Origin of the sequence: Rhodosalinus sp. FB01 (assembly GCF_041365715.1) — a bacterium.
Classification (GTDB): domain Bacteria; phylum Pseudomonadota; class Alphaproteobacteria; order Rhodobacterales; family Rhodobacteraceae; genus Rhodosalinus.
Window position 1 is genome coordinate 241,995 of sequence record NZ_JBGFSH010000002.1, and the last position, 25,077, is coordinate 267,071.

Below are 25,077 nucleotides of genomic sequence, written 5' to 3' on the forward strand. Positions count from 1 at the left end.
GGGACGCCGGCGATCGGCTTGCAGGGGGCGTTGCGCCGGACATGGGCGCTGGCGGCGCGCGGCGAAACGTGATCGTCTCGGCGCGGCATGCAGCGCGACAGCGAAAGGAGCCCGGATGAGACTGGCCGACCTCGACGTCATCGTGACCGCGCCGCCGGCCCCCGGCTGGGGCGGGCGCTACTGGAGCCTCGTGAAGGTGACGACGGACACCGGCATCACCGGCTGGGGCGAATGCTACGCAAGCGCGGTCGGCCCCTCGGCGATGGATGCGGTGATTCGCGACGTCTTCGCCCGCCACATGGAGGGCGAACACCCCGAGAACGTCGAGCGCATGTTCCGCCGTGCCTACTCCGCGGGCTTCACCCAGCGCCCGGACCCCACGGTGATGGGCGCCTTCTCGGGGCTCGAGATCGCCTGCTGGGACATTCTCGGCAAGGATCGCGGCCGCCCGGTCTGGGCGCTGATCGGCGGGCGGATGAACGAGCGCGTACGCGCCTACACCTACCTCTACCCGCGCCCGGGCCACGACATGACGGCTTTCTGGACCTCGCCCGAGATGGCCGCCGAGAGCGCCGTGGCCCTCGTCGAGGAGGGGTACACGGCGGTGAAGTTCGACCCGGCGGGCCCCTACACCATGCGCGGCGGGCACCAGCCGGCGATGTCGGACATCTCGCAATCGGTGGCCTTCTGCCGGGCCATCCGCGAGGCGGTGGGCGACCGGGCGGACCTTCTCTTCGGCACCCACGGGCAATTCACGACCGACGGCGCGATCCGGCTCGGCCAGGCGCTCGAGGCCTACGCGCCGCTCTGGTTCGAGGAGCCGATCCCGCCCGACAACCTTCTGGAATTCCAGGAGGTCGCGCGCGCAGTGCGGATCCCGGTCGCCACCGGGGAGCGGCTGACGACCAAGGCGGAATTCGCCGCACTTCTGCGCACGGGCGGGGCGCGCATCCTGCAACCCGCGCTCGGACGCGCGGGCGGCATCTGGGAGGCCAAGAAGATCGCGGCGATCGCCGAGGTCTTCAACGCGCAGATGGCGCCCCACCTCTATGCCGGCCCGGTGGAATGGGCCGCCAACATCCACCTCGCCGTGTCGATCCCGAACCTGCTCGTGGCGGAGACCATCGACACGCCGTTCCATCGCGACCTGATCCGCGGCGCGATCGCCGTGGAAGACGGCTTCGTGCCCGCGCCCGAGGCGCCGGGGCTGGGCATCGAGGTGGACGAGGCGCTGGCGCGCGCGCATCCCTACACCGGCGGGCAGCTGCACCTCGAGATGCAGGAGGCGCCCTGCAATTACCGTGATGGAAATGTCTTCCTCGGAGGCGCGCCACCAGAGCTCCCTTGATTCGCGCCCGCCTCGCGTCATATTCTTTCCATGTGATACGAATGGAGTCGCTTGCCATGGCCGATCCGGCAATGGAAAAGATCGCGGCGATGTTGGCGCCGGCCGCCCCCCCGGACGAGATGGCGCGCAACGCAGCCGACGCCGCGGCCTACCTGAAGACACTGGCCCACGAGGGCCGGCTGATGATCCTGTGCCATCTCGGATCGGGCGAGAAATCCGTGGGCGCGCTGGAGCAGTTGCTGGACATCCGTCAGGCGGCCGTAAGCCAGATGCTGGCCCGGCTTCGCGACGAGGGGCTGGTGCGGACGCGGCGCGAAGGCAAGACCATCTACTATCGCCTCGCCGACGACGGCACGCAGGAGGTCATCGGCCTGCTCTACCGGCTGTTCTGCGAACGGCGGGCGGGCTGACACCACCCCCCGCGCCGAGACATCCTAGGCAGCAGTGCCGGCCTGCGCGGGAACCCGCTGCCACGGGCGGGTGAAGGCGCCGAGGACATGCCCGACGGCCTCGTCGTCGGCCGTGCCCTCGACCTGCGCCACCAGTCCGCGCTTCTTGTCGTCCACGACGTCCACGATGCGCGCGTCGAGGCCCGCCTTCTCCAGCGCCTCGCCGTAGACGCGCCGGATGGCGCGCTTGCGGAGGTCCGGCTTGAACACCTTGCCGACCGCCGTCTTCGGCAATTCGTCGAGCACCTCGATATGCTTGGGGAAGGCCGCGCGTTCGTGGATGTGCACCTTGCAATGCTCCATCAGCTCCTCGGCGCTCACGCTTCCGCCCTCGACGAGTTCCACGAAGGCGCAGGGCAGCTCCCCGGCATAGGCGTCGGGTTGACCGATCGCGCCGGCGAAGGCCACGTCGTGATGGGCCAGCAGCGCTTCCTCGATCTCGCCCGGATCGATGTTGTGCCCGCTGCGGATGATGAGGTCCTTGGCGCGGCCGGTGATCCAGAGATACCCGTCCCCGTCCACCCGGCCCAAGTCGCCCGTCCGCAGGTAACGCCCCTCGTGGAAGAGATCGCGGTTCTTGTCGTCCTCGGTGTAGGTCTTCCCGGCATAGACGCCCGGATTCGAGACGCAGATCTCGCCGATCTCGTCCACGTCGCATTCGCGCGGCCCGCCGTTCTCCTGCTTGACGATCTTGACGTCGGTGTAGGGGAACGGAATCCCGATGGAGCCCACCTTCTTCGTGCCCTCCGGGGGGTTGCAGGAGACGAGGCAGGTGGCCTCGGTCAGCCCGTACCCCTCGACGATGGTGACCCCGCTGGCCTTCTCGAAACGGTTGAACAGTTCGAGCGGCATCGGCGCCGATCCCGAGAAGGACGTCTTCACGCTGGAGATGTCGGCGTCCACCTTGCGCTGCATCAGCGCCGCCACGGCGGTCGGCACGGTGATGACGAAGGTGGTGCGCCACCGCTCCACCAGCTTCCAGAAATTGTCGAACACCCCCTCGCCGCGATAGCCCGCCGGCGTCGGGAAGACGACATGCGCGCCGGAGGCGAGCGCGGCCATCACGATGACGTGGCAGGCGAAGACGTGGAAGAGCGGCAGCGGGCACATGATCGAGTCCTCCTCGGTGAAGAGGAGGCGCTTGCCGACCCAGCCGTTGTAGATCATTCCCGAATACCGGTGCTGCGCCACCTTGGGCATGCCGGTGGTGCCGCCCGTGTGGAAATAGGCGGCAACCCGGTCGCCTGACGCGTCCTCGAACCCGAGCGTGTCGGAATGGCGCGCCACCTCCTTCGCGAAATCCTTCACGTCGGCGTGGTGGCCGTGCGGCGGCTTCGGACGGATGAGCGGCACGATCCAGCTCTTGGGCGGGGTCAGGTAGCGATTGAGGTCGACCTCGAGCACGGTGTGCACGCGCGGCGCGTGGCGCACGGCCTCGGCCACCTTTTCCGCGACGTCGGTCTTGGGGAAGGGCTTCAGCGTCACGACGACCTTCGCGTCGGTCTCGCGCAGGATCGCCCCGATCTGCTCGGGCTCGAGCAGCGGGTTGATCGGGTTCACGACGCCCGCGACCATGCCGCCCAGAAGCGTGACGATGGTCTCGTTGCAGTTGGGCATGACGTAAGCGACCGTGTCGGTCTCGCCCACGCCGAGATCCCGGAAAAGGTTGGCGGCGCGGTTCACCCGCGCGCGCAGCTCGCGCCAGCTCAGCGTTTCCGCCTTGTCCTTCGGGCCCGACAGGATCTGGAAACTCGTGGCCGGGCGGTCGGGAAACTTCCCCGCCACGGCGTCGAGAAAGCCATGGATCGTCCTGGGAAGGTCGCGCGCCTCCCAGCTCATCTCGTTCTCTATGGCGTGCTTGTCCTCCAACGACGCGAAAGCCATGCGGTGTCTCCTCCCTCCAGGGCCAGGGGCCCGACACGCGTCCATGCGACACAAAACCCGCCGGCCGCGCAACCGCGCAAATCGCCCTGGCCGCGACGTCACCGCGGGCGCGGGCGTGTCGCGGTGCGGCTCTATTCCGCCGCCATGCCGTCGGTGAACTGAAGCCGCGCGAGACGCGCGTAAAGCCCGTCCTCGGCGACGAGCCGGTCATGCGGCCCCTCCGCGACGACGCGGCCCTGTTCGAGCACGACGATCCGGTCCGCCTTCTTCACGGTCGCGAGGCGGTGCGCCACGATGATCGTCGTGCGATCGCGGCTCAGCCGGTCCACGGCCTGCTGCACCGCGCGCTCGCTTTCCGCGTCGAGCGCCGAGGTCGCCTCGTCCAGAAGCAGGACCGGCGCGTCGCGCAGGATCGCGCGGGCGATGGCGATGCGCTGTTTCTGCCCGCCCGACAGCATCACGCCGCGCTCGCCGAGGTAGCTGTCATAACCCTCCGGCAGACGCTCGACGAAATCATGCGCGGCGGCGGCGCGGGCGGCGGCCTCCACCTCGGCGTCGGTCGCGTCGGGCCGCCCGAAGCGGATGTTCTCGCGCGCCGAGGCGGCGAAGATCACCGGATCCTGGGGCACCAGCGCGATCGCGGCGCGGAAGTCGCGGCGGCGCATCGCCGCGAGATCGGTCCCGTCGAGCAGGATGCGCCCCTTGTCGGGATCGTAGAAGCGCAGCAGAAGCTGGATGATCGTGGTCTTGCCCGCCCCCGACGGTCCGACGAGCGCCACGGTCTCTCCCGGCGCGATGCGGAGGTCGACGCCGTCGAGCGCGGGATCGCCGGGCCGCGCGGGATAGGCGAAATGCACGTCCTCGAAGCGGATCTCGCCCGCCACCGGGGCCGGCACGGGCGCGGGCGTCTCGGGGGCGCGCACCGCATCGGTCGCACGCAGAAGCTCCACCAGCCGCTCGGTCGCGCCCGCGGCGCGCTGCAACTCTCCCCAGATCTCCGACAGCGCGCCGACCGAGCCCGCGACCATCACCGAGTAGATCACGAACTGCACCAGCGTGCCCGGCGTCATGCCGCCGCCTCGCACGTCGCGGGCGCCGATCCAGAGCACGCCGACGATGCCGGTGAAGACCAGGAAGATCACGATCGCCGTCATCAGCGCGCGCGTCTCGATGCGCCGCCGCGCGGCGTCGAAGCTCTTTTCGGTGACATCGGCGAAAAGCCCGCGGGTCTGGCGTTCCTGGGTGAACGCCTGCACCGTCTGCACCGAGGAAAGCGCCTCCGACGCGCTGCCCGAGGAGGCGGCGATCCAGTCCTGGTTCTCGCGCGAGAGCGCGCGCAGCCGCCGGCCAAGCAGGAGAATCGGGAACACCACGGCCGGCACGATCAGCAGCACCATCGCCGTGAGCTTGGGCGAGGTGGCCAGCATGAGCGCCAGCCCGCCCACGAAGATGAGCGTGTTGCGCAACGCGATCGACACCGAGGATCCGATCACCGACAGGATCAGCGTGGTGTCCGTGGTGATGCGCGACAGCACCTCGCCGGTCATCAGCTTCTCGTAGAAGGCCGGGCTCATGCCGATCACCCGGTCGAACACGCTCTTGCGGATGTCGGCCACCACCCGCTCGCCGAGGCGCGTGACCAGCATGTAGCGCACCGCGGAGCCCAGCGCGAAGAGCCCCGCGATGGCCAGCGCCGCGGCGAAATACTGGTCGAGGATGCGGCCGTCCTCCACGCCGAAATTGTCCACCACCCGGCGGACCGCCAGCGGCAGGATCAGCGATACGACCGCCGTCGCCACCAGCATGACGAGCGCGGCGCCCAGCAGCACGCGGGAAGGGGCGATGAAGGGCCAGAGCTCGGACAAGGCGCCGATCCGGCGCGACTTCGCGCGATCGGCATCCTGCTTCGGCGGGGCGTCGGCCATGCAATTCTCCTAAGACACCGCCTGTTAATGCCACGCCGGGCGCGGGGGTCAAGCGGGGTCGGGCGGAGCGGCGGGTTCCGGGGCTGGAGCGGGCAGCGGGAATCGAACCCGCACCAAGAGCTTGGAAGGCTCGTGTGATACCATTTCACCATGCCCGCGCCGATCTCGTGACTAAGACATGGCGCGGGGACGGTCAAGATACCGGCGCCCTCGGCGCGGGCTCACGCCCCGTCGTCGAGCGGCTCGATCAGCCCGGGCCCTCCCGCGCGGTTCGAGTTCACCCGGCGGTCCACGCGCCAGGCGCGCAGCGTGCCTTCGGGCGCCGGCCGCATGAGCCGCGCCGCGCCGTGGCCCGCCTCGCCCAGCCAGAGCGCCCAGTCGTCAGGGGACAGGATGACCGGCATCCGGTCGTGGATGTGGGCGATGTCGGCGCTGGCCGGGCAGGTGACGATGGCACAGCTGCGCACCGTCTGCGTGCCGTCGGTCCAGTCGCGCCAGATCCCGGCGAAGGCCATGCCACCCTCGGGGCCCGCGAGATACCAGGGCAGCCGCGCGCCGCTTTCGTCCTTCGTCCATTCGTAGAAGCCCGAGGCCGGCACGAGGCAGCGGCGCTCGCGCGCGGCGCGGGCGAAGGCGGGCTTCTCGGCCACCGTCTCGGCGCGGGCGTTGATCAGAAGCGGCCCGTCCGTCGGCGTGTCGTACCAGTGCGGCAGGAACCCCCAGCGCATCGCGCCCAGCCGCCGGCCCGTCTCCTCCCGCCAGACCGCGGCCACCCCCGTCGTCGGACAGATGTTGTAGTCGGGCAGCGCCGGCAGGTCGTTTGCGGGCTGCGCCTCGAAGACGCGCGCCATGGCGTCGGGGGGCAGGGTCAGGGCATAGCGTCCGCACATGGGTCGCGAGCCTAGCGCGCGGCGCCGGCACGCTCCAGCCCCGCGCGGACGCGGCGCACGCCCCGGCCCCGCATGGGGGCCGGGGCGCGGCAGATCACTTGCGGGTGATGCGGCCCTCGGTGAAGGGCGTGTAGGGGCCGTTCCGGGCCAGGTAGTCGGCCACCCCCTCCTCCAGCCCGGGACCGTAATCATAGGCGTTCATGGCCTCGCTGGCGAAGACCGAGTAGCCGTCGCCACCGCCCCGCATGTAATTGTTGGACACGACGCCATAGGTGGCCTCTGGGTCGAGCGGCTGCCACGCGCCGTCCACCATCACCTGCACGTCGCTCACCCGCGCGCCCGGCGCCGCCGCCGGGTCGAACGCATAGCGCAGCCCCGCCACCTGCGGGAACCGGCCCGCGCCCTCCTCGATCTGGCTCACGCCGTTCTCCAGCGCGGTCAGAACGTCGGCGCCCCCGAGCTGGAAGGTGGCGAGCGTGTTCTGGAAGGGCAGCACGGTCAGCACCTCGCCCATGGTCACCGGGCCCGCGTCGATCGAGGCGCGCAAGCCGCCGCCGTTCTGGATCGCGATCTGGATGCCCTGGTCGCGAACCCGCGCCAGCATGGCGTCGGCCACCAGGTTGCCCATCTCGCATTCGCCCGCGCGGCAGCTCGACCGGTCGCCGTCTATCGCTGCCGCCGTCTCGGCCACCAGCCGCGCCTTGATCTCCTCCAGCGGCTGGGCGAGCTCCGCGACCCGCGCCGCGATCGCCGCGTCCTCGGGCACGGAGGCGTCCAGAAGCAGTGTGTCGCCCTCGGCCGAAACGACCTGACCGGCCGCATCGAAGGTGACGACGAGATGCCCGAGATACTTGCCGTAGGCATAGGCCTGCGCGATCGGCACGCCGTTTTCCAGCTGAGGATAGGCAAGCGCGCCCTCGGTGGTGTTGGACATCAGCGTATGGGAGTGCCCGCCAAGGATGACATCGATCCCCGGCACCGCGCCGGCGATCTCGCGGTCCTTCGGCAGCCCTACATGGGTGAGCGCCACGATCCTGTCCACGCCCTCCGCCTCGAGCGCCTCGACCTGCGCGCGCAGGCTCTCGATCTCGTCCTGGAAGATCACGGCGGGGCCCGGGCTCGCGGTCTCGGCGGTGTCGGTGGCCAGCGCGGAGACGATGCCGATCCTCTGCCCGCCCGCCTCGATCACCACCGCCCCGCCGACCCGGCCCTTGAGCAGGTTCGAGCGCGACAGGTCCAGGTTGCCGGACACGACCGGGAAACTCACGTTGTCGAGCAGGACGGAAAGCCCCTCGGGGCCGTCGTCGAATTCGTGGTTGCCGACCGCCATGGCGTCGAAGCCGATCCGCTCCATCATCTCGGCCGCGACCCGGCCCTTGTAGGTCGTGTAGAAGAGTGAGCCCTGATACTGGTCGCCCGCATCCAGCACCAGAAGCGGCGCATCGCCGATCTCGGCGCGTTTCGCCTCGATCGCGGCGGCCAGCCGGGCCGCGCCACCGAAGCACTCTCCGGCGGCGTTGTCCTCGGGCGCGCAGGTGCTGTCGAACCTGTTGATCGGCTCGATCCGGCTATGGAAATCGTTGACGTGCAGGATGTGCAGCATGTCGTCCGCAACCGCCGCCCCCGCGTTAAGGGCCAGGGCCGCGGCGCCGCAGAAGAATCTTGGAAGCATCTTGTGTCCTCACTCGCGGGTTCTTGCCGCGAAACGGTGCCGCGCGCGGGAGCGCGTGGCAACGGTATTCTGGGCCGCCGCCCGTCGCGGAGCGCGCCCGGGCGCCGGAGCGCTTGACCGCCGCCCGCCCGCGCGGCAGGAGTGCCGCCATGTTGATCTACAAGATCCTGAGGCCCGCGGAGTGGGCGGCGCTCGACGCCCGGGGCGAGACACGCGGCGCGCCCGTGGACGTGGACGACGGATTCGTCCATTTCTCCACCGCCGAGCAGCTTCGCGAGACGGCGACGAGGCATTTCGCCGGCGAGGAGGACCTCGTGCTGGTGGCGATCGAGGCCGACACCCTCGGCGCGGCGCTCCGCTGGGAGCGCTCCCGCGGCGGCGCGCTCTTTCCGCATCTCTATGCCCCGCTGCGCCGGGACGCGGTGCTGTGGCACGCGCCGCTGCCCCTCGGCCCGGACGGGCGCCACCGCTTCGGGCGGGACATCCCGTGAGGGCCGTGGAACGCGCGGGGCTCGCGCTCCTGCGCCGGATCGACGCCGAAACAGCGCACGGTCTCGCGCTTCGCGCGCTTCGGGCCGGCGCGGTGCCCATGCCCGGCCTCGTCACCTCGCCGCGGCTGCGCACGAGCATCGCTGGGCTTGCGCTTGCGAACCCGATCGGCCTTGCCGCCGGTTTCGACAAGAACGCCGTCGCGTTGCACGGGCTCGGGCGCGCCGGCGTCGGTTTTCTGGAGGTGGGCGCGGTGACGCCCCGCCCGCAGCCCGGCAACCCGCGCCCGCGCCTTTTCCGGCTGCCGGAGGCGCAGGCCGTCATCAACCGCTTCGGCTTCAACAACGACGGGATGGAGGCGGTGGCGGCGCGCCTCGCCGAGCGCCCGCGCGACACGGTGATCGGCCTCAACCTCGGCGCGAACAAGGACAGCGCCGACCGCGCCGGCGACTTCGCCCGCGTGCTCTCCCATTGCGGCCGCTGGCTGGATTTCGCGACGATCAACGTCAGCTCGCCCAATACCGAACGGTTGCGCGAGCTTCAGGGCCCCGAGGCGCTTGCCGCGCTCGTCGCGGGCGTGCTCGAGGCCCGTGACGCGCTCGCGCGGCCGGTTCCCGTGTTCCTGAAGATCGCGCCAGACCTGTCGGGCGCCGAGCTTGCCGATATCGCCGCGGTGGCGGACGCGGCCGGCGTCGACGGGATCGTGGCGACGAACACGACCGTCTCGCGCATCGGCGTCTCGGGCCCGGTCGCGGAGGAGACCGGGGGCCTTTCGGGCCGGCCGCTCTTCGAGCGATCGACCATGGTGCTGGCACAGCTGTCGCGGCTCACGGACGGCGAGATGCCGCTGATCGGGGTCGGCGGCGTCGCGTCGGCGCGCGACGCCTACGACAAGATCCGCGCCGGCGCCTCGGCGGTGCAGCTCTATACCGCGCTCGCCTATCGCGGCCTGTCGCTCGTGGAGGACATCGCCCGCGGCCTCGACGACATTCTGGCCCGGGCGGGGTTCGCGAATGTCGCCGAGGCGGTGGGGACGGGCCGGGACGACTGGCTCTAGCGCGCCGCCGCCCGCTCGAGCGCGGGGTAGCGAAGCCCGAGCGTGACGCCGCGCGCCACGAAGGACACCAGCAGCGCTGCCCAGAGCCCGTGATTGCCGTAGGCAGGCACGAGCGCCAGCGCGGCCGCCAGATAGATCGCGAAGCTCAGCGCCATCATGTTGCGCATGTCGGCGGTGCGGGTGGCGCCGATGAAGATGCCGTCGAGCATCCAGCTTGCCAGCCCGAGAAGCGGCGCGGCGACCATCCAGGGCAGGAAGACGCGCGCCTCGGCCCGCACCTCGGGCGCGGTCGCCATCAGGTCGATGATCGCGGGGCCGCCCAGCGCGAAGGCCACCGCCATGCCCGCCGAAGAGAGCCCGCCCCAGATGCTGGAGACGATCGCGCCGCGCCGCAACGCGGCCACGCTCCGCGCCCCCATCGCCTGGCCCACGATCGCCTCGGCGGCGAAGGCGAAGCCGTCGAGGGCGTAGGCCGTGATCTGCAGGAACTGCATCAGCACCTGGTTCGCGGCCAGCGTGACATCCCCGAAATCCGAGCCCACGAAGACGAAGGACACGAACACCGCCTGCAGGAGCAGCGACCGGATCAGGATGTCGGTGTTCACCACCGCCATGCGACGCAGGCGCTCGCCGTCCATGACGCGGGCCCAGTCGCGCCACTCGGGCCGGCGGAAGGCGTCGCGGCAGAGCCAGAGGCCCAGCGCCAGCGCGGACCACTCCGCCAGGAAGGTGGCGAAGGCCACCCCCTCCACGCCCCAGCCGAGGCCGAGGACGAACCAGAGATCGAGCAGGATGTTGACTCCGTTCATCCAGACCTGCAGCACCAGCACCGCGCGCGTGCGCTCCAGCGCGATCAGCCAGCCGGTCAGCCCGTAGATCGCGATCGCGGCGGGCGCGCTCCAGATGCGGACGGAGAGGTAGCCCTGCGCGAGCGCCTCCACTTCGGCGCTTGCCGGGGCGAGGCCCAGCGCGGCCGCGAAGAGCGGCAATTGCAACAGGAAGAGCGCCGCGCCGGCCGCGAGACCGATCAGGACGACCCGCGTCAGAAGCGCCGCCACCTCCGCGCCGTTCCCCGCCCCCTCGGCCTGCGCGACAAGGCCCGTGGTGCCCATGCGCAGAAAGCCGAAGACCCAGTAGACGGCCGATATGACGATGGCCCCGATGCCCACCGCACCGATCGGCGCGGCCTCGCCCATCTGGCCCACCACGCCGGTGTCCACCGCGCCCAGAAGCGGGATCGTCGCGTTCGAGATCACGATGGGGATCGCGATCTTCAGCACACGGGCATGGGTGACGGGGCGCGGGCTGCGCGGCGTCGCCTCAGCCGTCATCGTCGCGCGGGGGCATCAGGAAATGGCCGGTGGCCTGCGCGAAGAGGCGTGAGCGGTTGTCCTGCCACGCCTCCACGTGGACGCTGGCATAGCGCCGGCCCGAACGGTTGACGCGCGCCCGGGCATAGGCGTCGCGCGGCAGGCCCGGGCGCAGGTAATCCACGGTGAAGTCGATGGTCTTTGGCAGGCGCGGCAGTTCACCGGCGGCCAGCCTGTCGGGGTCGAGCGCGCCCGCCTCGATGTCGGGCCAGAGCATCTGCCACGACAGTTCGATGACCGCGGCGACCTCGAGGAAGGCCGCCGTCACGCCGCCATGGATGGCCGGCAGCATCGGATTTCCGATCAGCTTCTCGTCGAAGGGCAGAAGCGCGGTCAGCTCGTCGCCCCGGCGGTCGAACCGCACGCCCAGATACTGGATGTAGGGCACACCCTCGACGAGCGCGGTGAGCGCCGCGTCGCGCCGCTGCTTCACCGCCTGCACCGGGTCGGGTCGGGGCGCGCTCATCGCGGGGCTTCCACCGTGAAGGCGCCGGTCGCCGTGGCCACGGGGCGGCTCTCGTCGTCGTCGAAGGCCGTCGCGCGCACGAAGGCGACCGAGCGGGTCACGCGGTAGCAGGTCGCGTGGGTGCGGATGTCCTGCCCGGGCGTCGCGGGCCGCATGTAGTCGATCCTGAGGTCGATGGTGGCGGTCGCCCCGGGCGAGGCGGGATGGCTCATCACCGCCGCGCCTGAGCAGGTGTCCATCAGCGCGGAGACCGCGCCGCCGTGAATCACCCCGGTCTCCGGGTCGCCCACGAAGCGGGCGTCGTAGGGCATCCGCATGGACGCCTCGCCCTCGCCGACATGGGTGAACTCCATGCCGAGCGCCCGGGCGTGCGGGATCGCCTCGGTGAACTGCCGGGCCATCCTGGTCTTGTCCACGGCCATGTGCCGACCTCTCGGGGATGCTGCGCCGGCAGTCTCGCGCCCTGCGGCCGGGGGCGCAAGGGGCAGACAGTTGCTCCGGCACCGCCCCCGGCCTAGGTTGCGTTAGGAGGGAGATCCCGATGACCGACCGGTTGTCCTTCAAGGAGATGTGCGCGGCGTTCGACGTGACCCCGCGCACGCTGCGTTACTACGAGTATATCGAGCTTCTCCAGCCCGAGCGGGAGGGGAGGCAGCGCTTCTACGGCCCGCGCGAGCGCGCCCGCATGACCCTCATCCTGCGCGGTCGCCGCTACGGTTTCCAGCTCGAGGAAATCCGCCAGTGGTTGCAGATCTACGAGAACGAGGGCACCGTGGCGCAGATGCGCGCCTTCGTGGACCTGGCCGATCGCCAGCTCGACGACCTGGAGCGCCAGAAGGCGCAGATCGAGGACGCGATCGAGGAACTTCGGCAGATGCGGGCGCGGTCGGCCCGCGAGGCCGGCCTGCCGCCACGCCGCGCCTGACGGCCCCACGCCCCCGCCCCAGCGCCCGATTGCCGCGACGCAATCTTGCCTTGCAGCCATCGCGCGAATTCGAAAAGTTGCGGCTTTACGGAAGTGACGCGGCGTCCCGCTTACGTCAACCTCGGATCCTGTTGTAACCGGTGTTCACGAGGATCATGTCGGACGGCGTCACCGAGAGCAGGAGTTACAAGGAAAAAAGACGATGTCCGAAGAAACGATGACGATCCGCGAAATGTGCGACGCGTTCGACGTGACGCCGCGCACCCTGCGCTTCTACGAAGCCAAGGAACTGCTTTTCCCGATGCGCGAGGGCCAGAAACGCCTGTTCACGCGGCGCGACCGTGCCCGGCTGAAGCTCATCCTGCGGGGCAAGCGGTTCGGCTTCACCCTGGAGGAGATCCGCCAGTTGCTGGACCTTTATTACCTGGGCGACCAGCAGCACACCCAGCTCGCGCGCAGCTACGAGCTGGCCCGCGACCGCCTCGCGGATCTCGAGCGGCAGCGCGAAGAACTCGACGCCGCGATTTACGATCTCAGAGACCAGCTCAAGTGGGGTGAGAAGATGCTCGCCTCCCTCGATGGAACGAAAAAGGCAGCCGAGTAGAAAGCCGATCCGCTCGCGGCCGCCGCATGGAGGAAAGAGATGCCGATCTACGAAGCCCCCATCAAGGACATGCAATTCGTCCTGCATGACGTGCTCAACGTCGCCGAGGCGGACATTCCCGGCTACGACGAGCTCGACCGGGGGACCACCGCGGCGATCCTCGAGGAGGCCGGCAAGCTTTCCGAGCAGGTCCTGGCGCCCCTGAACCCCGTCGGGGACGCACAGGGCTGCACGCTGGAAAACGGCGTGGTCCGGACGCCCGACGGCTTCAGGGACGCCTACGAGCAATTGCGCGCCGGGGGCTGGCTGGGCCTCGATGCCGATCCCGACTACGGCGGGCAGGGCATGCCGTATCTCATGGGCTCCGCGGTGGGCGAGATGTTCGTCTCCGCCAACATGGCCTTCAACATGTATCAGGGCCTGACCCACGGCGCCTATTCCGCGATCCACGCCCACGGCTCCGAGGCGCAGAAACGCACCTATCTGCCCAAGCTCGTCGACGGCATCTGGTCGGGCACGATGAACCTGACCGAACCGCATTGCGGCACCGATCTCGGCCTCATCCGGACGAAGGCCGAACCGCAGGACGACGGCACCTACCGCGTCACCGGCCAGAAGATCTGGATCTCGGCCGGCGAGCACGACCTGTCGGAAAACATCATCCACCTGGTGCTCGCCAAGGCCCCCGGCGGCGGCGAGGGCACGAAGGGGATCTCTCTCTTCATCGTGCCGAAATACATGGTGAAGGAGGACGGCTCGCTCGGCGAACGCAACGCGGTCTCCTGCGGCGGGCTCGAGAAGAAGATGGGCATCCACGGCAACGCCACCTGCGTGATGAACTACGACGGCGCGACCGGCTACCTCGTGGGCGAACTCCACAAGGGGATGCGCGCGATGTTCACCATGATGAACGAAGCCCGTATCGGCGTGGGACTTCAGGGCTACGCACAGGGCGTGGTCGCCTACCAGAACGCGCTGGCCTTCGCGAAGGATCGCCTGCAGGGCCGCGACGTGACCGGGCCCAAGAACCCCGACGGCCCCGCCGACCCGATCATCGTCCATCCCGACGTGCGGCGGAACCTGATGCACCAGAAGAGCTTCGTCGAGGGCGCACGCGCCTTCACCTTCTGGGGCGCGCAGATGATCGACCGCGCCCACCGCAACGGCGACGACGAGGCCGAGGCGATGATCTCGCTGCTTACCCCGGTCATAAAGGGCTTCCTGACCGACAGGGGCTTCGAGACCACGGTGCTCGCCCAGCAGACGCTGGGCGGCTCGGGCTTCACCCGGGAATGGGGGCTCGAGCAGTTCGTGCGCGACGCGCGGATCACCATGATCTACGAGGGCACGAACGGCATCCAGTCGCTCGACCTCGTGGGCCGCAAGCTGGGCCAGAACGGCGGCAAGACGATCATGGCCTTCTTCGAGATGGTGAAATCCTTCGCGAAGGAGCACGCAGGCCAGGACGACGCGTTCGACCGGGACTATCTCGAACCGCTCAAGGCAGCGTCGAAGGACCTGCAGGCGGCGGGCACGTTCTTCATGCAGAATGGCATGAAGACCCCCAACGCCGCGCTCGCGGGAAGCTACGACTTCATGCACCTCTTCGGTCATGTCTGCCTCGGGCTGATGTGGACGAAGATGGCGCTCGCGGCGCGCAAGGCGATCGAGGCCGGTGCGGACGACACCGCCTTTCACGAGGCCAAGCTCGCCACGGGGCGCTACTACATGGCGCGCCAGCTCCCGGCGACGGGCATGCACCTCGCGCGGATCGAGAGCGGTGCGGAGCCCGTGATGACGCTCGACGCGGCGAATTTCTGACGGGGGCGGTGCGTGCCGAGCACGCACCCTACGCCCGCGCACGCACCGGCAAGGGAGGAGACATGCCGAAACGGTTCCGCCTGACCCGCCGCTTCCAGGTCGCGATGACCGAGGACGGGCACCGCCGCCTGCGCCGCTTCGCGCAGGAGGCCGGGCTCGACGAGGGCGAGGCGCTCTCCTTCCTTTTCGAAAACTTCGATAGCGTCACCGACGACGACAACCTCACCCACAGGCTCCGGCTCTTCAATGCCGAGCTCGACGCGCGGAAGCGCTGACGAGGCAAGGCTCGCATGACGATGACCAGCGACGGGACGACCAAGAGGGACCGCGCAAGGGCGACCGGAACGTCGGCGCCCGTCCCGGCCCCGATGGCCGCATCGCATACGACCGCCGAAAGGCGCGACGTACGCGACCGCGTGGCGCGGCGATCGTTGGAAGACTTCCCCGTCACCGGCCGCGCCGCGTCGCGCCCCACCCGCAACCACCAGGAGACGCGCTCACGGGACGGAGCGGTCCTTCCGGCAGGGCGCTCCGCAATGACCCGGAATGGGCGTCCTGCGGCCGATCGGGATACGGCGCTCCCCCCCAAGGAACGCTTACTCACGCGGTGCCGACAACGGCCGCGCCCTGCCTTGTTAACCCGGAGCGCGGTTTGGGTCACGGAGTCTTGGGATCGACCGGCCTCTGCGGACGCCAATCCGGCGATGTCGCCGATAGCATCGCGACGGTCCCGATCGCGCCTCCACACAGAGGAAACCAGCCCCGGCGCAGCGCGACAGGCATCGCCGCAGGTGGGAGCTTCGCGCCCCCACACCCCCGCGGAGTATTTCCGGCCAAGAAGAAGAAACAGGACCGCACATCGGACCCTGAGGTCGCCGCGGGCAGCACTCGGTCCACTCCGCCGCGCGACCCGGGCATGCAGCACGAGCGGCACGGCGGAGCTTCTCCTTGGGCGGTCATCGGCGCTCCCGCCTGTACCGCAGAGTCCGGATAGACCGACGGTGGTTAAAAGCAGGTGAACAGGAAACGTCACGTCCTTCTTCTTGGAAAAATACTCCACGGGGGTCCGGGGGTGTGAAACCCCCGGCGCCGCCGAACAAGGGAGCGCAAGCCCATGACCATCCAGCTGCACTGTTTCGGAGAAAGCGGGAACTCCTACAAGGCCGCCCTGCCCCTCGAACTCTCGGGCCTCGACTGGGAGGCAGTGAAGGTGGATTTCTTTGCGGGCGCCACGCGCTCCGAAGACTACCGCGCGCTCAACCCCATGGGCGAGGCGCCGGTCATGGTGGACGGTGACGACGTGCTCACCCAGTCCGGCGCGATCCAGGATTACTTCTCGGAGAAATCGGGCAGGTTCGGCGGGCGTGACGCAAGGGAACGGCGCGAAATCCTGCGCTGGGTGCTCTGGGACAACCACAAGCTCTCGAGCGTCGCGGGCATGACGCGGTTCCTGATGAATTTCCTGCCCGAGGAAAAGCGGCCCGCCGAGGTGATCGGCTTCATGCAGGGCCGGCTGAAGAGCGCCTACCAGGTTCTCGACCGCCATCTCGAGGGCCGGGACTGGATCGCGGGCTGCGGCCCCAGCAACGCCGATTTCTCCTGCTGCGGCTATCTCTACTATCCCGAACCCTTCGGGTTTGACAGGGCCCACTGGCCCGCCATCGACGCCTGGCTCGGGCGCATCGCGGCGCTGCCGGGCTGGAAACATCCCTATGACCTGATGCCCGGCCGCCCCGCGGACCGGGCCTGAACGGAGGCTTCCCATGACCGACGCCTACATTTTCGACGCCGTGCGCACGCCGCGCGGCAAGGGCCGCAAGGACGGCAGCCTGCACGAGGTGACCGCGCTTCGGCTTTCGACCACCGCGCTCGACGCGCTCAAGGCGCGCAACGCGCTCGACGGCCATGCCGTGGAGGACGTGATCTGGGGCAACGTCACCCAAGTGGGCGAGCAGGGCGCGTGCCTCGCGCGCACCGCCGTACTCGCCTCGGAGCTCGACGAGTCGATCCCGGGCGTCTCGATCAACCGCTTCTGCGCCTCCGGGCTCGAGGCGGTGAACATGGCCGCGAACCAGGTGCGCGGCGGCGCGGGCGGGGCCTATATCGCCGGTGGCGTGGAGAGCATGAGCCGCGTGCCCATGGGCTCGGACGGCGGCGCCATCGCGGCGGACCCCTCGGTCGCGATGAAGATGTATTTCGTCCCGCAGGGCATCGGGGCGGACATCATCGCCACCGAATACGGCTTCACCCGCGACCAGGCGGACGAACTCGCCGTCGAGAGTCAGAAGCGCGCGAAGGCGGCCTGGGACGACAGACGGTTCACGAAGTCGGTAGTGCCGGTGCGCGACGTCAACGGGCTCACGATCCTGGACCGCGACGAGCACATGCGCCCGGAGACGGACATGCAGTCGCTGGGCGCGCTCAAGCCCTCCTTCAAGGACCAGGGCGAGGTGATGCCGGGCTTCGACAAGGTGGCCATGCTGAAATACCCGCATCTCGAGCGGATCGAGCACATCCATCACGCCGGCAATTCCTCGGGCATCGTGGACGGCGCCGCGGCGGTGCTCATCGGCTCGAAGGAATGGGGCGAGGCAAACGGGCTAACTCCCCGGGCCCGCATCCGGGCGACGGCCAAGATCGGCACCGATCCGACCATCATGCTCACGGGCCCGGTGCCGGTGACGCAGAAGATCCTTCGGGAAAGCGGGATGGAGATCGGCGACATCGACCTTTTCGAGGTGAACGAGGCCTTCGCCGCCGTGGTCATGCGCTTCATGCAGGCCTTCGAGGTCGACCCCGCGAAAGTCAACGTGAACGGCGGCGCGATCGCCATGGGCCACCCGCTGGGTGCCACGGGCGCGATGATCCTGGGCACGCTGCTCGACGAGATGGAACGCTCGGACCGCGAGACCGGGCTCGCCACGCTCTGCATCGGCTCGGGCATGGGCGCGGCCACCATCATCGAACGCGTGTGAGGGGGAGAGACGAGATGACCGACTTCACCATGGAAACCGGCGCCGACGGCGTCGCCATCATCACCTGGGACGTGCCCGGGAAATCCATGAACGTCCTGAGCCTCGAGGGGCTTTCGGATCTCGACCGGCTGATCGACGCCGCGCTCGCCGACGACGCGGTGAAAGGCGTCGTGATCACCTCGGCGAAGAAGGACTTCGCGGGCGGCATGGACCTCAACATCCTCGCCCGGATGCGGGACGAGGCGGGCGACGACCCGGCCAGGGGCCTCTTCGAGGGCATCATGCGGATGCACGGGCTTCTGCGGAAGATCGAGCGCGCGGGCATGGACCCGAAGACCCTGAAGGGCGGCAAGCCGATCGCGGCGGCGCTGCCGGGCACGGCGCTCGGCATCGGGCTCGAGATCCCGCTTGCCACCCACCGCATCTTCGCCGCCGACAATCCCAAGGCCAAGATCGGCCTGCCGGAGATCATGGTGGGGATCTTCCCCGGCGCAGGCGGCACCACGCGGCTCGTGCGCAAGCTCGGCGCCATGGCCGCCTCTCCCTACCTGCTGGAAGGCAAGCTGGTCGATCCGAAAAAGGCGAAGGGCGCGGGCCTCATCGACGAGGTGGCCGAGGACCCGGTGGCCGCGGCGGCGGCCTGGGTGCTCGAAGCCAAGGACGCCGACATCGTGAAGCCCTGGGACAGACAAGGCTACAAGATGCCGGGCGGCACGCCCTATCACCCCTCGGGCTTCATGACCTTCGTGGGCGCCTCGGCGATGGTGAACGCGCAGACCTTCGGGGCCTTTCCGGCGGCGAAGGCGCTCCTTTCGGCCGTCTACGAGGGCGCGCTCGTGCCCTTCGACACCGCGCTGAAGGTCGAGGCGCGCTGGTTCACCAACATCCTGATGAACCCGACCTCGGCCGCGATGATCCGCTCGCTCTTCATCAACAAGGAGGCGCTCGAGAAGGGCGCGAACCGGCCCGAGGCGCCCGACCAGACCGTGAAAAAGCTGGGCGTCCTCGGCGCGGGCATGATGGGCGCGGGCATCGCGCTCGTCGCGGCGCAGGCGGGCATCGAGGTCGTGCTCGTCGACCAGGCCCAGGAGGCCGCGGACAAGGGCAAGGCCTACAGCGAGAGCTATCTCGACAAGGGCATCAAGCGGGGCAAGACGACGCCGGAGAAGAAGGAAGAGGTGCTCGGCCGCATCACCGCGACGACCGACTACGCGGCGCTCGCGGGCGCGGATCTCGTGATCGAGGCGGTGTTCGAGGATCCTGCCGTCAAGGCCGAGGTCACGAAGAAGGCCGAGGCCGTGCTGGGCGAGGACGCGGTCTTCGCCACCAACACCTCGACCCTGCCGATCAGCGATCTGGCCCGGGCCAGCGCGCGGCCCGGACAGTTCATCGGCATCCACTTCTTCTCTCCCGTCGAGAAGATGCTGCTGGTGGAGATCATCAAGGGGCGCGAGACCGGCGACCGCGCGGTGGCCAAGGCGCTCGATTTCGTGCGTCAGATCCGCAAGACGCCCATCGTGGTGAACGACGCGCGCTTCTTCTACGCCAACCGCTGCATCATCCCCTACATCAACGAGGGCATCCGCATGGTGGGCGAGGGCGTCGCGCCCGCCCTGGTGGAGAACGCGGCGCGCCAGCTCGGCTTCCCGGTGGGGCCCTTGCAGCTGGTGGACGAGACCTCGATCGACCTCGGCGTGAAGATCGCCAAGGCGACGCGGGCCGCGATGGGCGACGCCTACCCGGATGGCGCGGTGGACGAGGTGCTCTTCTGGATGGCCGACGAGGGCCGGCTGGGGCGCAAGGCCAATGCCGGTTTCTACGCCTACGACGAGAGCGGCAAGCGGCTCGGTCTCTGGGAGGGGCTTTCCGGGAAATATCCGGAAGCCGAGGCGCAGCCCGACCTGCAAGCGGTGCAGCATCGGCTGATGTTCGCGCAGGTGCTGGAGGCCGTGCGCGCGCTCGAGGAGGGCGTGCTCGAGGACATACGCGAAGGCGACGTGGGCGCCATCCTCGGCTGGGGCTTCGCGCCGTGGTCGGGCGGGCCCTTCGGCTGGCTCGACATGCTGGGCGCGCCCTACGCGGCCGAGCGCTGCGACGCGCTCGAGGCAGCACATGGCGCGCGCTTCGCCTGCCCGGCGCTGCTGCGGGAAATGGCGGAGAAGGGACAAAGCTTCTACGGCCGCTTCGGCCCCGGATCGGCAGAGGCCGCCTGACGCGGCAATCACGGTCGGGCCGCCGCTCCGGTGCGGGGCATCGGGGCGGCCGGATGCGGTCTCTTCGCCACAGGCGCGGGATCAACGACGCCAGGGCGGATATCGGGACGAGGGACCGGCGCCGGCCGGGTCCGTCGCGCCCGGACGGCGCCCCGGCCCGGGCGCGACGGACGGCTTTGCCGTCCGCCGGATCGCTACGCTTCAGCCGTCGAAGGTGTAGCCGAAGCGACGGATATCCTCGGCGCAGAGATCGCCCACGAGCGCGGCCGTTTCGTCGCTGTAGTAGCCGCGCCAATCCCGGTCGCGGTCTGAGGCGTTCACGCGGGGCAGGTCGATGCGGACCCCCAGATGGGCGAAAAGCGGCGCGGCGTCCTCCTCGAACCGTTCGAGCCGGATGTAGAGGTCGGCCCGCTCCCGCCCGCGCGCGTCGGTCATGTAGTGCCCGTAGGGCGCGGCGCGCAGGCTCGCCTGCGTGTGCGGATGGGCGAGAAACGCCGCGAATTCCAGCTTTCGCGCGAGGCGAACCGCCTCGTGATCGAAACGCTGCGCGCGCAGCCAGCAGTAGTAGCTGACCAGCCGGTCCCAGGGATTGCGCACCAGCGTGAAGGCGAAAAGCCTGTCGAGATCTTGGACGCTGACGAGCCCGTCGATGTCGGCGAGCGTCGCGTGCTTCCAGAGCCGGCCGCGGGTCCGCACGCTCTCGAGGCGCCTTTTGCGGCGCCGCGCCTTGGGCGTGTCGCCGATCAGGATGTCGTCCCGCATCGCCCGCGCCTCCAGCGCGAGCGCAAGCGACGTGCCGCCGGTCTTGGGAATGTGGACGAAGACATAGGTCCGCCCGGGCGAGAGGATCATCGCTGCCTCGCGCTCTCTTCCGATCCTGTCGCAAGGCCGTCTTGCGGCGCAACAATATTTCCCTATAGGCTCCGCCCGTGCAGGGAAAGGGAGGGTCCGACATGGGTTGGCTGGCCGACGAGACCGGGCTGGAAAAGAACGTGGCGAACTACACGCCGCTCACGCCGCTGTCGTTCCTGAAGCGCGCGGCCGCGGTCTTTCCCGACGAGGATGCCGTGGTCTACGGCCCCGTCCGGCGAAGCTACCGGGATTACGCGGCGCGGGTCACGCGCCTGGCCTCCGCGCTTCAGGGCATCGGGGTTCGGCCGGGCGACGTGGTGGCCACGCTTCTGCCCAACGTGCCCGCCCAGGCGGAGGCGCATTTCGGCGTGCCCGCCTGCGGCGCGATCCTGAACACCATCAACGTGCGCCTCGACGCCGACACGGTGGCCTACATCCTCGATCACGGGCAGGCGCGCGTGCTGCTCTGCGATGCGCAGTTCATCCCGCTGGCGGCCGATGCGATCGAGCGGATGGAAGGCCCCGCCCCCGCCGTGATCGAGGTGGCCGACGATGTGGCCGGCGCCCATCACCTGGGCGAGTATCCCGAATACGAGGAGGTTCTGCGCACCGGCGCCGAGGACTTCGAGTGGATCATGCCCGAGGACGAGTGGGAGAGCATCGCGCTCAACTACACCTCCGGCACGACGGGGCGGCCCAAGGGCGTCGTCTACCATCACCGCGGCGCCTACCTGAACGCCATGGGCCAGGTGATCTCCTGGCGGATGACGCTGCGCCCGCGCTACCTGACCATCGTGCCGCTCTTTCACTGCAACGGCTGGTGCCACACCTGGATGATGCCCGTGGTGGGCGGCACCGTGGTCTGCTGCCGCGACATCGCCGCGAAACCCATCTTCGACGCCATCGCCGACGAGAAGGTCACCCATTTCGGCGGCGCGCCCATCGTACTCAACATGCTGATCAACGCCAAGCCCGAGGAGCGTCGCGAGTTCGACCACACGGTCGAGGTCTTCACTGCGGGCGCGCCGCCCGCGCCGGCGACACTGGCCGCGATCGAGCCCATGGGCTTCAACATCACCCATGTCTACGGGCTGACCGAGACCTACGGCCCAGCCACGGAGTGCACATGGGGCCCGCAATGGGAGGCGCTAGAGGGCGACGACCGCGCGGCGACGAAGGCCCGCCAGGGTGTCGCCATGCCCTTCATGGAGCATGTGGGCGTCGTCGACGAAACCGGCGGCCAGGTGCCGATGGACGGCCGCACCCAGGGCGAGATCGTCTTTCGCGGCAACGGGGTGATGAAGGGATACCTCAAGAACCCCGAGGCCACCCGGGAGGCGTTCCGCCACGGTCTCTACCATTCCGGCGACATCGCGGTGCAGCACCCGGACGGCTATCTGAAGATCCAGGACCGCGCCAAGGATATCATCATCTCGGGGGGCGAGAACATCTCGTCGGTCGAGGTGGAGGGCGTGCTGATGGCGCATCCGGCCGTCCTGCTTTGCGCCGGCGTGGCCAAGCCCGACGATAAATGGGGCGAGGTGCCCTGCGCCTTCGTGGAACTGAAGGACGGCGTCGAGATCGGCGAGGAGGAGCTGATCGCCTTCACGCGCGAACGTCTCGCGGGCTTCAAGACGCCGAAGGCCGTCGTGTTCCGGGAGCTTCCCAAGACCTCCACGGGCAAGATCCAGAAATTCGAGCTGCGCAATCTCGCGCGGGGCGGCTAGCCCCCGCGCGGGGCCCCGCGGCCTGCCTTGGGGTGGGCGGCCTCGTAGACCTCCATCAGCCGCGCGGTGTCCACGCCGGTGTAGACCTGCGTCGTCGAAAGCGAAGCATGACCCAGAAGATCCTGGATCGCGCGCAGGTCGCCGCCCGCGCTCAGCAGGTGGGTGGCGAAGCTGTGGCGCAGCGCGTGCGGCGTGGCGGAGGCCGGCAGGCCAAGCTGCATCCGCGTCGCCGCCATCACCTTCTGCACCGCCCGGGGGCCGAGCGCGCCGCCGCGGGCCCCACGGAAAAGCGGCGCATCGGGCGCGGGCGGCCACGGGCAAAGCTCCGCGTACCGCGTCACCGCGGCGCGCGCGGCGGGGATCACCGGCACGATGCGCTCCTTCCCGCCCTTGCCCCGGATCCGCAACGCCTCGCCCATGGGCAACGCGGCCCCGGTGAGCGAAAGCGCCTCCGAGACGCGGAGACCGCAGCCGTAAAGCAGCGTCACCACGGCGACGTCACGCGCCGCGATCCAGGTGGTCGGGTGCTGCGCCCCGACGCGGTCCAGAAGATCCCGCGCCGCATCCGCGGCCAGCGGGCGCGGCAGGCGCGGAGGGTGCTTGGGCGCGCGCGCGGACAGCACCGCCGAGGGATCGAACCCTTCCCGGTCGGCGAGCCAGCGCATGAAGCTCTTCACCGCCGAAAGCCGGCGGGCCATCGTGCGCGGCCCGGCGCCCTCGGCCCGGCCCCGCGCGAGCCACGCCCGCATGTCGGAGATGTCGACGCGGGCGAGCGGCGCGAGCCCCTCCGCCCCGCCGTGATGCATCGCCATGAAGGCCAGGAACCCCGCGATGTCGCGGCCATAGGCCTCCACCGTGTTCTCGGCGGCGCCGCGCTGCGCGCGTTGCGCGGCAAGAAAGTCCTCGAGCGCGTCGCGCGCGGCCGGAGAGATCAGCCCGTCCGGCCCGGTCACGACAGCCAGCGGCGCAGGCAGCGCTCGAACACCCCGCCGAAGAAGGCCAGAAGGTCGGTGCCCTGCTGCGGCGAGAACTGGTGCGGATCCTCGGCCCCCATGGCCAGAAGCCCGGGCAGCCGGCCTTCGCCCAGATCGAGGCGGATGCAGGCCTCCGAGCGCACCCAGGCCGCCGCCTCGCCGTAGATCGCGGACTGCCCCTGCTGGATCTGGCGCAGAGTGACCGGCCGGGTCGCGCCGCCGCGGCCCCCGGTCAGGTAGCCCTCGATCGCGCCGGGGGGCGCGGTGCGCAGCACGTGGCTGAAGCGGCGCAGCACAGGGTCCTCGCCCACCTGCGCCGTTTCCAGCACAAGGCGGATGCAGTCCACGCGAAGAATGCCGGCCACATCGCCGCCGAGATCCGACAGGAAGCCCTCGAATTCCATCGGGTCGAGCATGCGCAGGATGGCGCGGTGCACCTGGTTCGTGCCGGCGAGATTCTCGTAGGCGGCGGCGATCACCGCCCGGTGCGTGTCCTCCAGCCGGTCGAGGCGCGCCTCCATGCGCTCCATCGCGATGCCCCGCAGGTCCACGATGTTGCCGCCCATCGACTTCTCGTTGGCCGCGACGAGCGCGCGCATGAGGTCGGTGTCGTCAAGGATGCTTTCGGGCTCCGCGATGATGCGCGCACGAAGACTGTCATCGATCACGGCGGAACTGCTCATGCCGGCCTCTTGAAACGTTGTTTTCTGTCGACCCTAGCAGAGGGCGCGGGGCGGCGCCGCAATTTTCTGCGCCGCGCCGCGCGGTCAGAGGATCTTCTGACCGGTCTTTGCCCAGTCGGCGAGGAAGGCGTCGAGACCCTTGTCGGTCAGGGGATGCTCGGCCATCTTCTTGATGACCGCGGGCGGTGCCGTGGCCACGTCCGCGCCGAGCTTCGCGCATTCGCTCATGTGATTCACCGTGCGGATCGAGGCGGCCAGCACCTCGGTCTCGTAGCCGTAATTGTCGTAGATCTGCCGGATGTCCGCGATCAGCTCGAGCCCGTCGATATTGATGTCGTCGAGCCGGCCGATGAAGGGCGAGATGAAGCTCGCACCCGCCTTGGCGGCGAGCAGCGCCTGGTTTGCCGAGAAGCAGAGCGTGACGTTGACCATCCGGCCCTCGCCCGAGAGCACCTTGCAGGCCTGAAGCCCCGCCCAGGTCAGCGGCACCTTGATCGCGATGTTGTCGGCGATCTTCGCAAGCTCGCGGCCCTCTGCGATCATGCCGTCGGCGTCGGTCGCCACCGTCTCGGCGCTCACCGGGCCGTCCACCCTCGCGCAGATCTCCTCGGTGACCTCGCGGATATCGCGGCCCGACTTCATGATGAGCGAGGGATTGGTGGTGCCCCCGTCCACCATCCCGAGCGCGTTCAGCTCGGCGATGGCGTCGATCTCGGCGGTGTCCACGAAGAATTTCATGCGCGCGCTCCCTGG

Annotated in this window: 23 protein-coding genes and 1 tRNA gene; 12 read left to right on the forward strand and 12 right to left on the reverse strand. The window is 69.6% G+C overall.

Annotated elements, in window-relative coordinates:
* The first annotated feature begins 115 nt into the window (after positions 1-115).
* Both AB6A65_RS03895 and AB6A65_RS03900 read left to right on the forward strand, forming a co-directional pair.
* Positions 116-1,348 carry a mandelate racemase/muconate lactonizing enzyme family protein gene (locus AB6A65_RS03895; protein ID WP_371037045.1) on the forward strand — a complete coding sequence of 411 codons (1,233 nt, stop codon included), beginning with the start codon at positions 116-118 and terminating at the stop codon, positions 1,346-1,348.
* A 56-nt stretch (positions 1,349-1,404) separates the two neighbouring features.
* Entirely contained in the window at positions 1,405-1,758 is a 354-nt protein-coding gene (locus AB6A65_RS03900; RefSeq protein WP_371037046.1) for a metalloregulator ArsR/SmtB family transcription factor, read from the forward strand.
* A 24-nt stretch (positions 1,759-1,782) separates the two neighbouring features.
* On the opposite strand, the gene AB6A65_RS03905 is transcribed toward AB6A65_RS03900, so the two are convergent.
* The 5 genes from AB6A65_RS03905 to AB6A65_RS03925 all read right to left on the reverse strand — a co-directional run bounded on the left by AB6A65_RS03905 (position 1,783) and on the right by AB6A65_RS03925 (position 8,168).
* On the reverse strand, positions 1,783-3,681 hold the full coding sequence (locus AB6A65_RS03905; protein ID WP_371037047.1) for an acyl-CoA synthetase: 1,899 nt from the start codon (positions 3,679-3,681) through the stop codon (positions 1,783-1,785).
* A gap of 131 nt (positions 3,682-3,812) precedes the next feature.
* Positions 3,813-5,606: an ABC transporter transmembrane domain-containing protein gene (locus AB6A65_RS03910; RefSeq protein WP_371037048.1), complete on the reverse strand. Its 1,794-nt coding sequence runs from the start codon at positions 5,604-5,606 to the stop codon at positions 3,813-3,815.
* An 84-nt stretch (positions 5,607-5,690) separates the two neighbouring features.
* Positions 5,691-5,764, reverse strand: a tRNA-Gly gene (locus AB6A65_RS03915).
* A 63-nt stretch (positions 5,765-5,827) separates the two neighbouring features.
* Positions 5,828-6,496 carry an SOS response-associated peptidase gene (locus AB6A65_RS03920; protein WP_371037049.1) on the reverse strand — a complete coding sequence of 223 codons (669 nt, stop codon included), beginning with the start codon at positions 6,494-6,496 and terminating at the stop codon, positions 5,828-5,830.
* Positions 6,497-6,590: 94 nt separating this feature from the next.
* Positions 6,591-8,168 (reverse strand): bifunctional UDP-sugar hydrolase/5'-nucleotidase, encoded by a 1,578-nt coding sequence (locus AB6A65_RS03925; RefSeq protein ID WP_371037050.1) that lies wholly within the window; start codon positions 8,166-8,168, stop codon positions 6,591-6,593.
* A gap of 149 nt (positions 8,169-8,317) precedes the next feature.
* Here AB6A65_RS03925 and AB6A65_RS03930 point away from each other — a divergent pair, with 149 nt between their 5' ends.
* Both AB6A65_RS03930 and AB6A65_RS03935 read left to right on the forward strand, forming a co-directional pair.
* Positions 8,318-8,659 carry a DUF952 domain-containing protein gene (locus AB6A65_RS03930; protein ID WP_371037051.1) on the forward strand — a complete coding sequence of 114 codons (342 nt, stop codon included), beginning with the start codon at positions 8,318-8,320 and terminating at the stop codon, positions 8,657-8,659.
* Positions 8,656-9,714, forward strand: coding sequence for a quinone-dependent dihydroorotate dehydrogenase (locus tag AB6A65_RS03935; RefSeq protein WP_371037052.1), 1,059 nt, complete (start codon positions 8,656-8,658; stop codon positions 9,712-9,714). The genes AB6A65_RS03930 and AB6A65_RS03935 overlap by 4 nt, the downstream gene beginning before the upstream one ends.
* Here AB6A65_RS03935 and AB6A65_RS03940 read toward each other — a convergent pair.
* From AB6A65_RS03940 to AB6A65_RS03950, 3 genes are read right to left on the reverse strand one after another with little or no spacing between them, the layout of a single operon-like run.
* Complete coding sequence (locus AB6A65_RS03940) at positions 9,711-11,045, reverse strand: MATE family efflux transporter (protein ID WP_371037053.1); 1,335 nt, start codon at positions 11,043-11,045, stop codon at positions 9,711-9,713. The two genes, AB6A65_RS03935 and AB6A65_RS03940, sit on opposite strands and share 4 nt — an antisense overlap.
* Entirely contained in the window at positions 11,035-11,550 is a 516-nt protein-coding gene (locus AB6A65_RS03945; protein ID WP_371037054.1) for a PaaI family thioesterase, read from the reverse strand. The genes AB6A65_RS03940 and AB6A65_RS03945 overlap by 11 nt, the downstream gene beginning before the upstream one ends.
* Positions 11,547-11,972 (reverse strand): PaaI family thioesterase, encoded by a 426-nt coding sequence (locus AB6A65_RS03950; RefSeq protein ID WP_371037055.1) that lies wholly within the window; start codon positions 11,970-11,972, stop codon positions 11,547-11,549. Before AB6A65_RS03950 ends, AB6A65_RS03945 begins: the two co-directional genes overlap by 4 nt.
* 119 nt (positions 11,973-12,091) lie before the next feature.
* Between AB6A65_RS03950 and AB6A65_RS03955 the strand changes: the two genes are divergently transcribed.
* From AB6A65_RS03955 to AB6A65_RS03985, 7 genes are all read left to right on the forward strand, one after another.
* Positions 12,092-12,475 (forward strand): MerR family DNA-binding transcriptional regulator, encoded by a 384-nt coding sequence (locus AB6A65_RS03955; RefSeq protein WP_371037056.1) that lies wholly within the window; start codon positions 12,092-12,094, stop codon positions 12,473-12,475.
* A 202-nt stretch (positions 12,476-12,677) separates the two neighbouring features.
* Positions 12,678-13,079, forward strand: coding sequence for a MerR family DNA-binding transcriptional regulator (locus AB6A65_RS03960; RefSeq protein ID WP_371037057.1), 402 nt, complete (start codon positions 12,678-12,680; stop codon positions 13,077-13,079).
* A 39-nt stretch (positions 13,080-13,118) separates the two neighbouring features.
* A complete protein-coding gene (locus tag AB6A65_RS03965) occupies positions 13,119-14,900 on the forward strand; it encodes an acyl-CoA dehydrogenase C-terminal domain-containing protein (RefSeq protein WP_371037058.1) in 1,782 nt (593 codons plus the stop codon).
* Positions 14,901-14,962: 62 nt separating this feature from the next.
* Positions 14,963-15,175, forward strand: a complete 213-nt coding sequence (locus tag AB6A65_RS03970; RefSeq protein ID WP_371037059.1) for a hypothetical protein — start codon at positions 14,963-14,965, stop codon at positions 15,173-15,175.
* An 839-nt stretch (positions 15,176-16,014) separates the two neighbouring features.
* Complete coding sequence (locus AB6A65_RS03975; protein ID WP_371037060.1) at positions 16,015-16,650, forward strand: glutathione S-transferase family protein; 636 nt, start codon at positions 16,015-16,017, stop codon at positions 16,648-16,650.
* Positions 16,651-16,663: 13 nt separating this feature from the next.
* Positions 16,664-17,875, forward strand: a complete 1,212-nt coding sequence (locus AB6A65_RS03980; protein WP_371037061.1) for an acetyl-CoA C-acetyltransferase — start codon at positions 16,664-16,666, stop codon at positions 17,873-17,875.
* Between the two features lie 14 nt (positions 17,876-17,889).
* The gene (locus AB6A65_RS03985) at positions 17,890-20,088 is read left to right on the forward strand and encodes a 3-hydroxyacyl-CoA dehydrogenase NAD-binding domain-containing protein (RefSeq protein WP_371037062.1); all 2,199 of its coding nucleotides are present in this window, start codon (positions 17,890-17,892) and stop codon (positions 20,086-20,088) included.
* A gap of 201 nt (positions 20,089-20,289) precedes the next feature.
* Here AB6A65_RS03985 and AB6A65_RS03990 read toward each other — a convergent pair whose 3' ends face one another.
* Positions 20,290-20,940, reverse strand: a complete 651-nt coding sequence (locus AB6A65_RS03990; protein WP_371037063.1) for a sulfotransferase family 2 domain-containing protein — start codon at positions 20,938-20,940, stop codon at positions 20,290-20,292.
* A 101-nt stretch (positions 20,941-21,041) separates the two neighbouring features.
* Here AB6A65_RS03990 and AB6A65_RS03995 point away from each other — a divergent pair, with 101 nt between their 5' ends.
* Positions 21,042-22,667 carry an AMP-binding protein gene (locus AB6A65_RS03995; protein ID WP_371037064.1) on the forward strand — a complete coding sequence of 542 codons (1,626 nt, stop codon included), beginning with the start codon at positions 21,042-21,044 and terminating at the stop codon, positions 22,665-22,667.
* Here AB6A65_RS03995 and AB6A65_RS04000 read toward each other — a convergent pair.
* From AB6A65_RS04000 to fsa, 3 genes are all read right to left on the reverse strand, one after another.
* On the reverse strand, positions 22,664-23,602 hold the full coding sequence (locus tag AB6A65_RS04000; RefSeq protein ID WP_371037245.1) for a tyrosine recombinase XerC: 939 nt from the start codon (positions 23,600-23,602) through the stop codon (positions 22,664-22,666). The genes AB6A65_RS03995 and AB6A65_RS04000 overlap by 4 nt on opposite strands.
* 14 nt (positions 23,603-23,616) lie before the next feature.
* Complete coding sequence (locus AB6A65_RS04005; protein WP_371037065.1) at positions 23,617-24,324, reverse strand: DUF484 family protein; 708 nt, start codon at positions 24,322-24,324, stop codon at positions 23,617-23,619.
* Between the two features lie 84 nt (positions 24,325-24,408).
* Positions 24,409-25,062 carry a fructose-6-phosphate aldolase gene (fsa, locus tag AB6A65_RS04010; protein WP_371037066.1) on the reverse strand — a complete coding sequence of 218 codons (654 nt, stop codon included), beginning with the start codon at positions 25,060-25,062 and terminating at the stop codon, positions 24,409-24,411.
* Between the last annotated feature and the right edge of the window lie 15 nt (positions 25,063-25,077).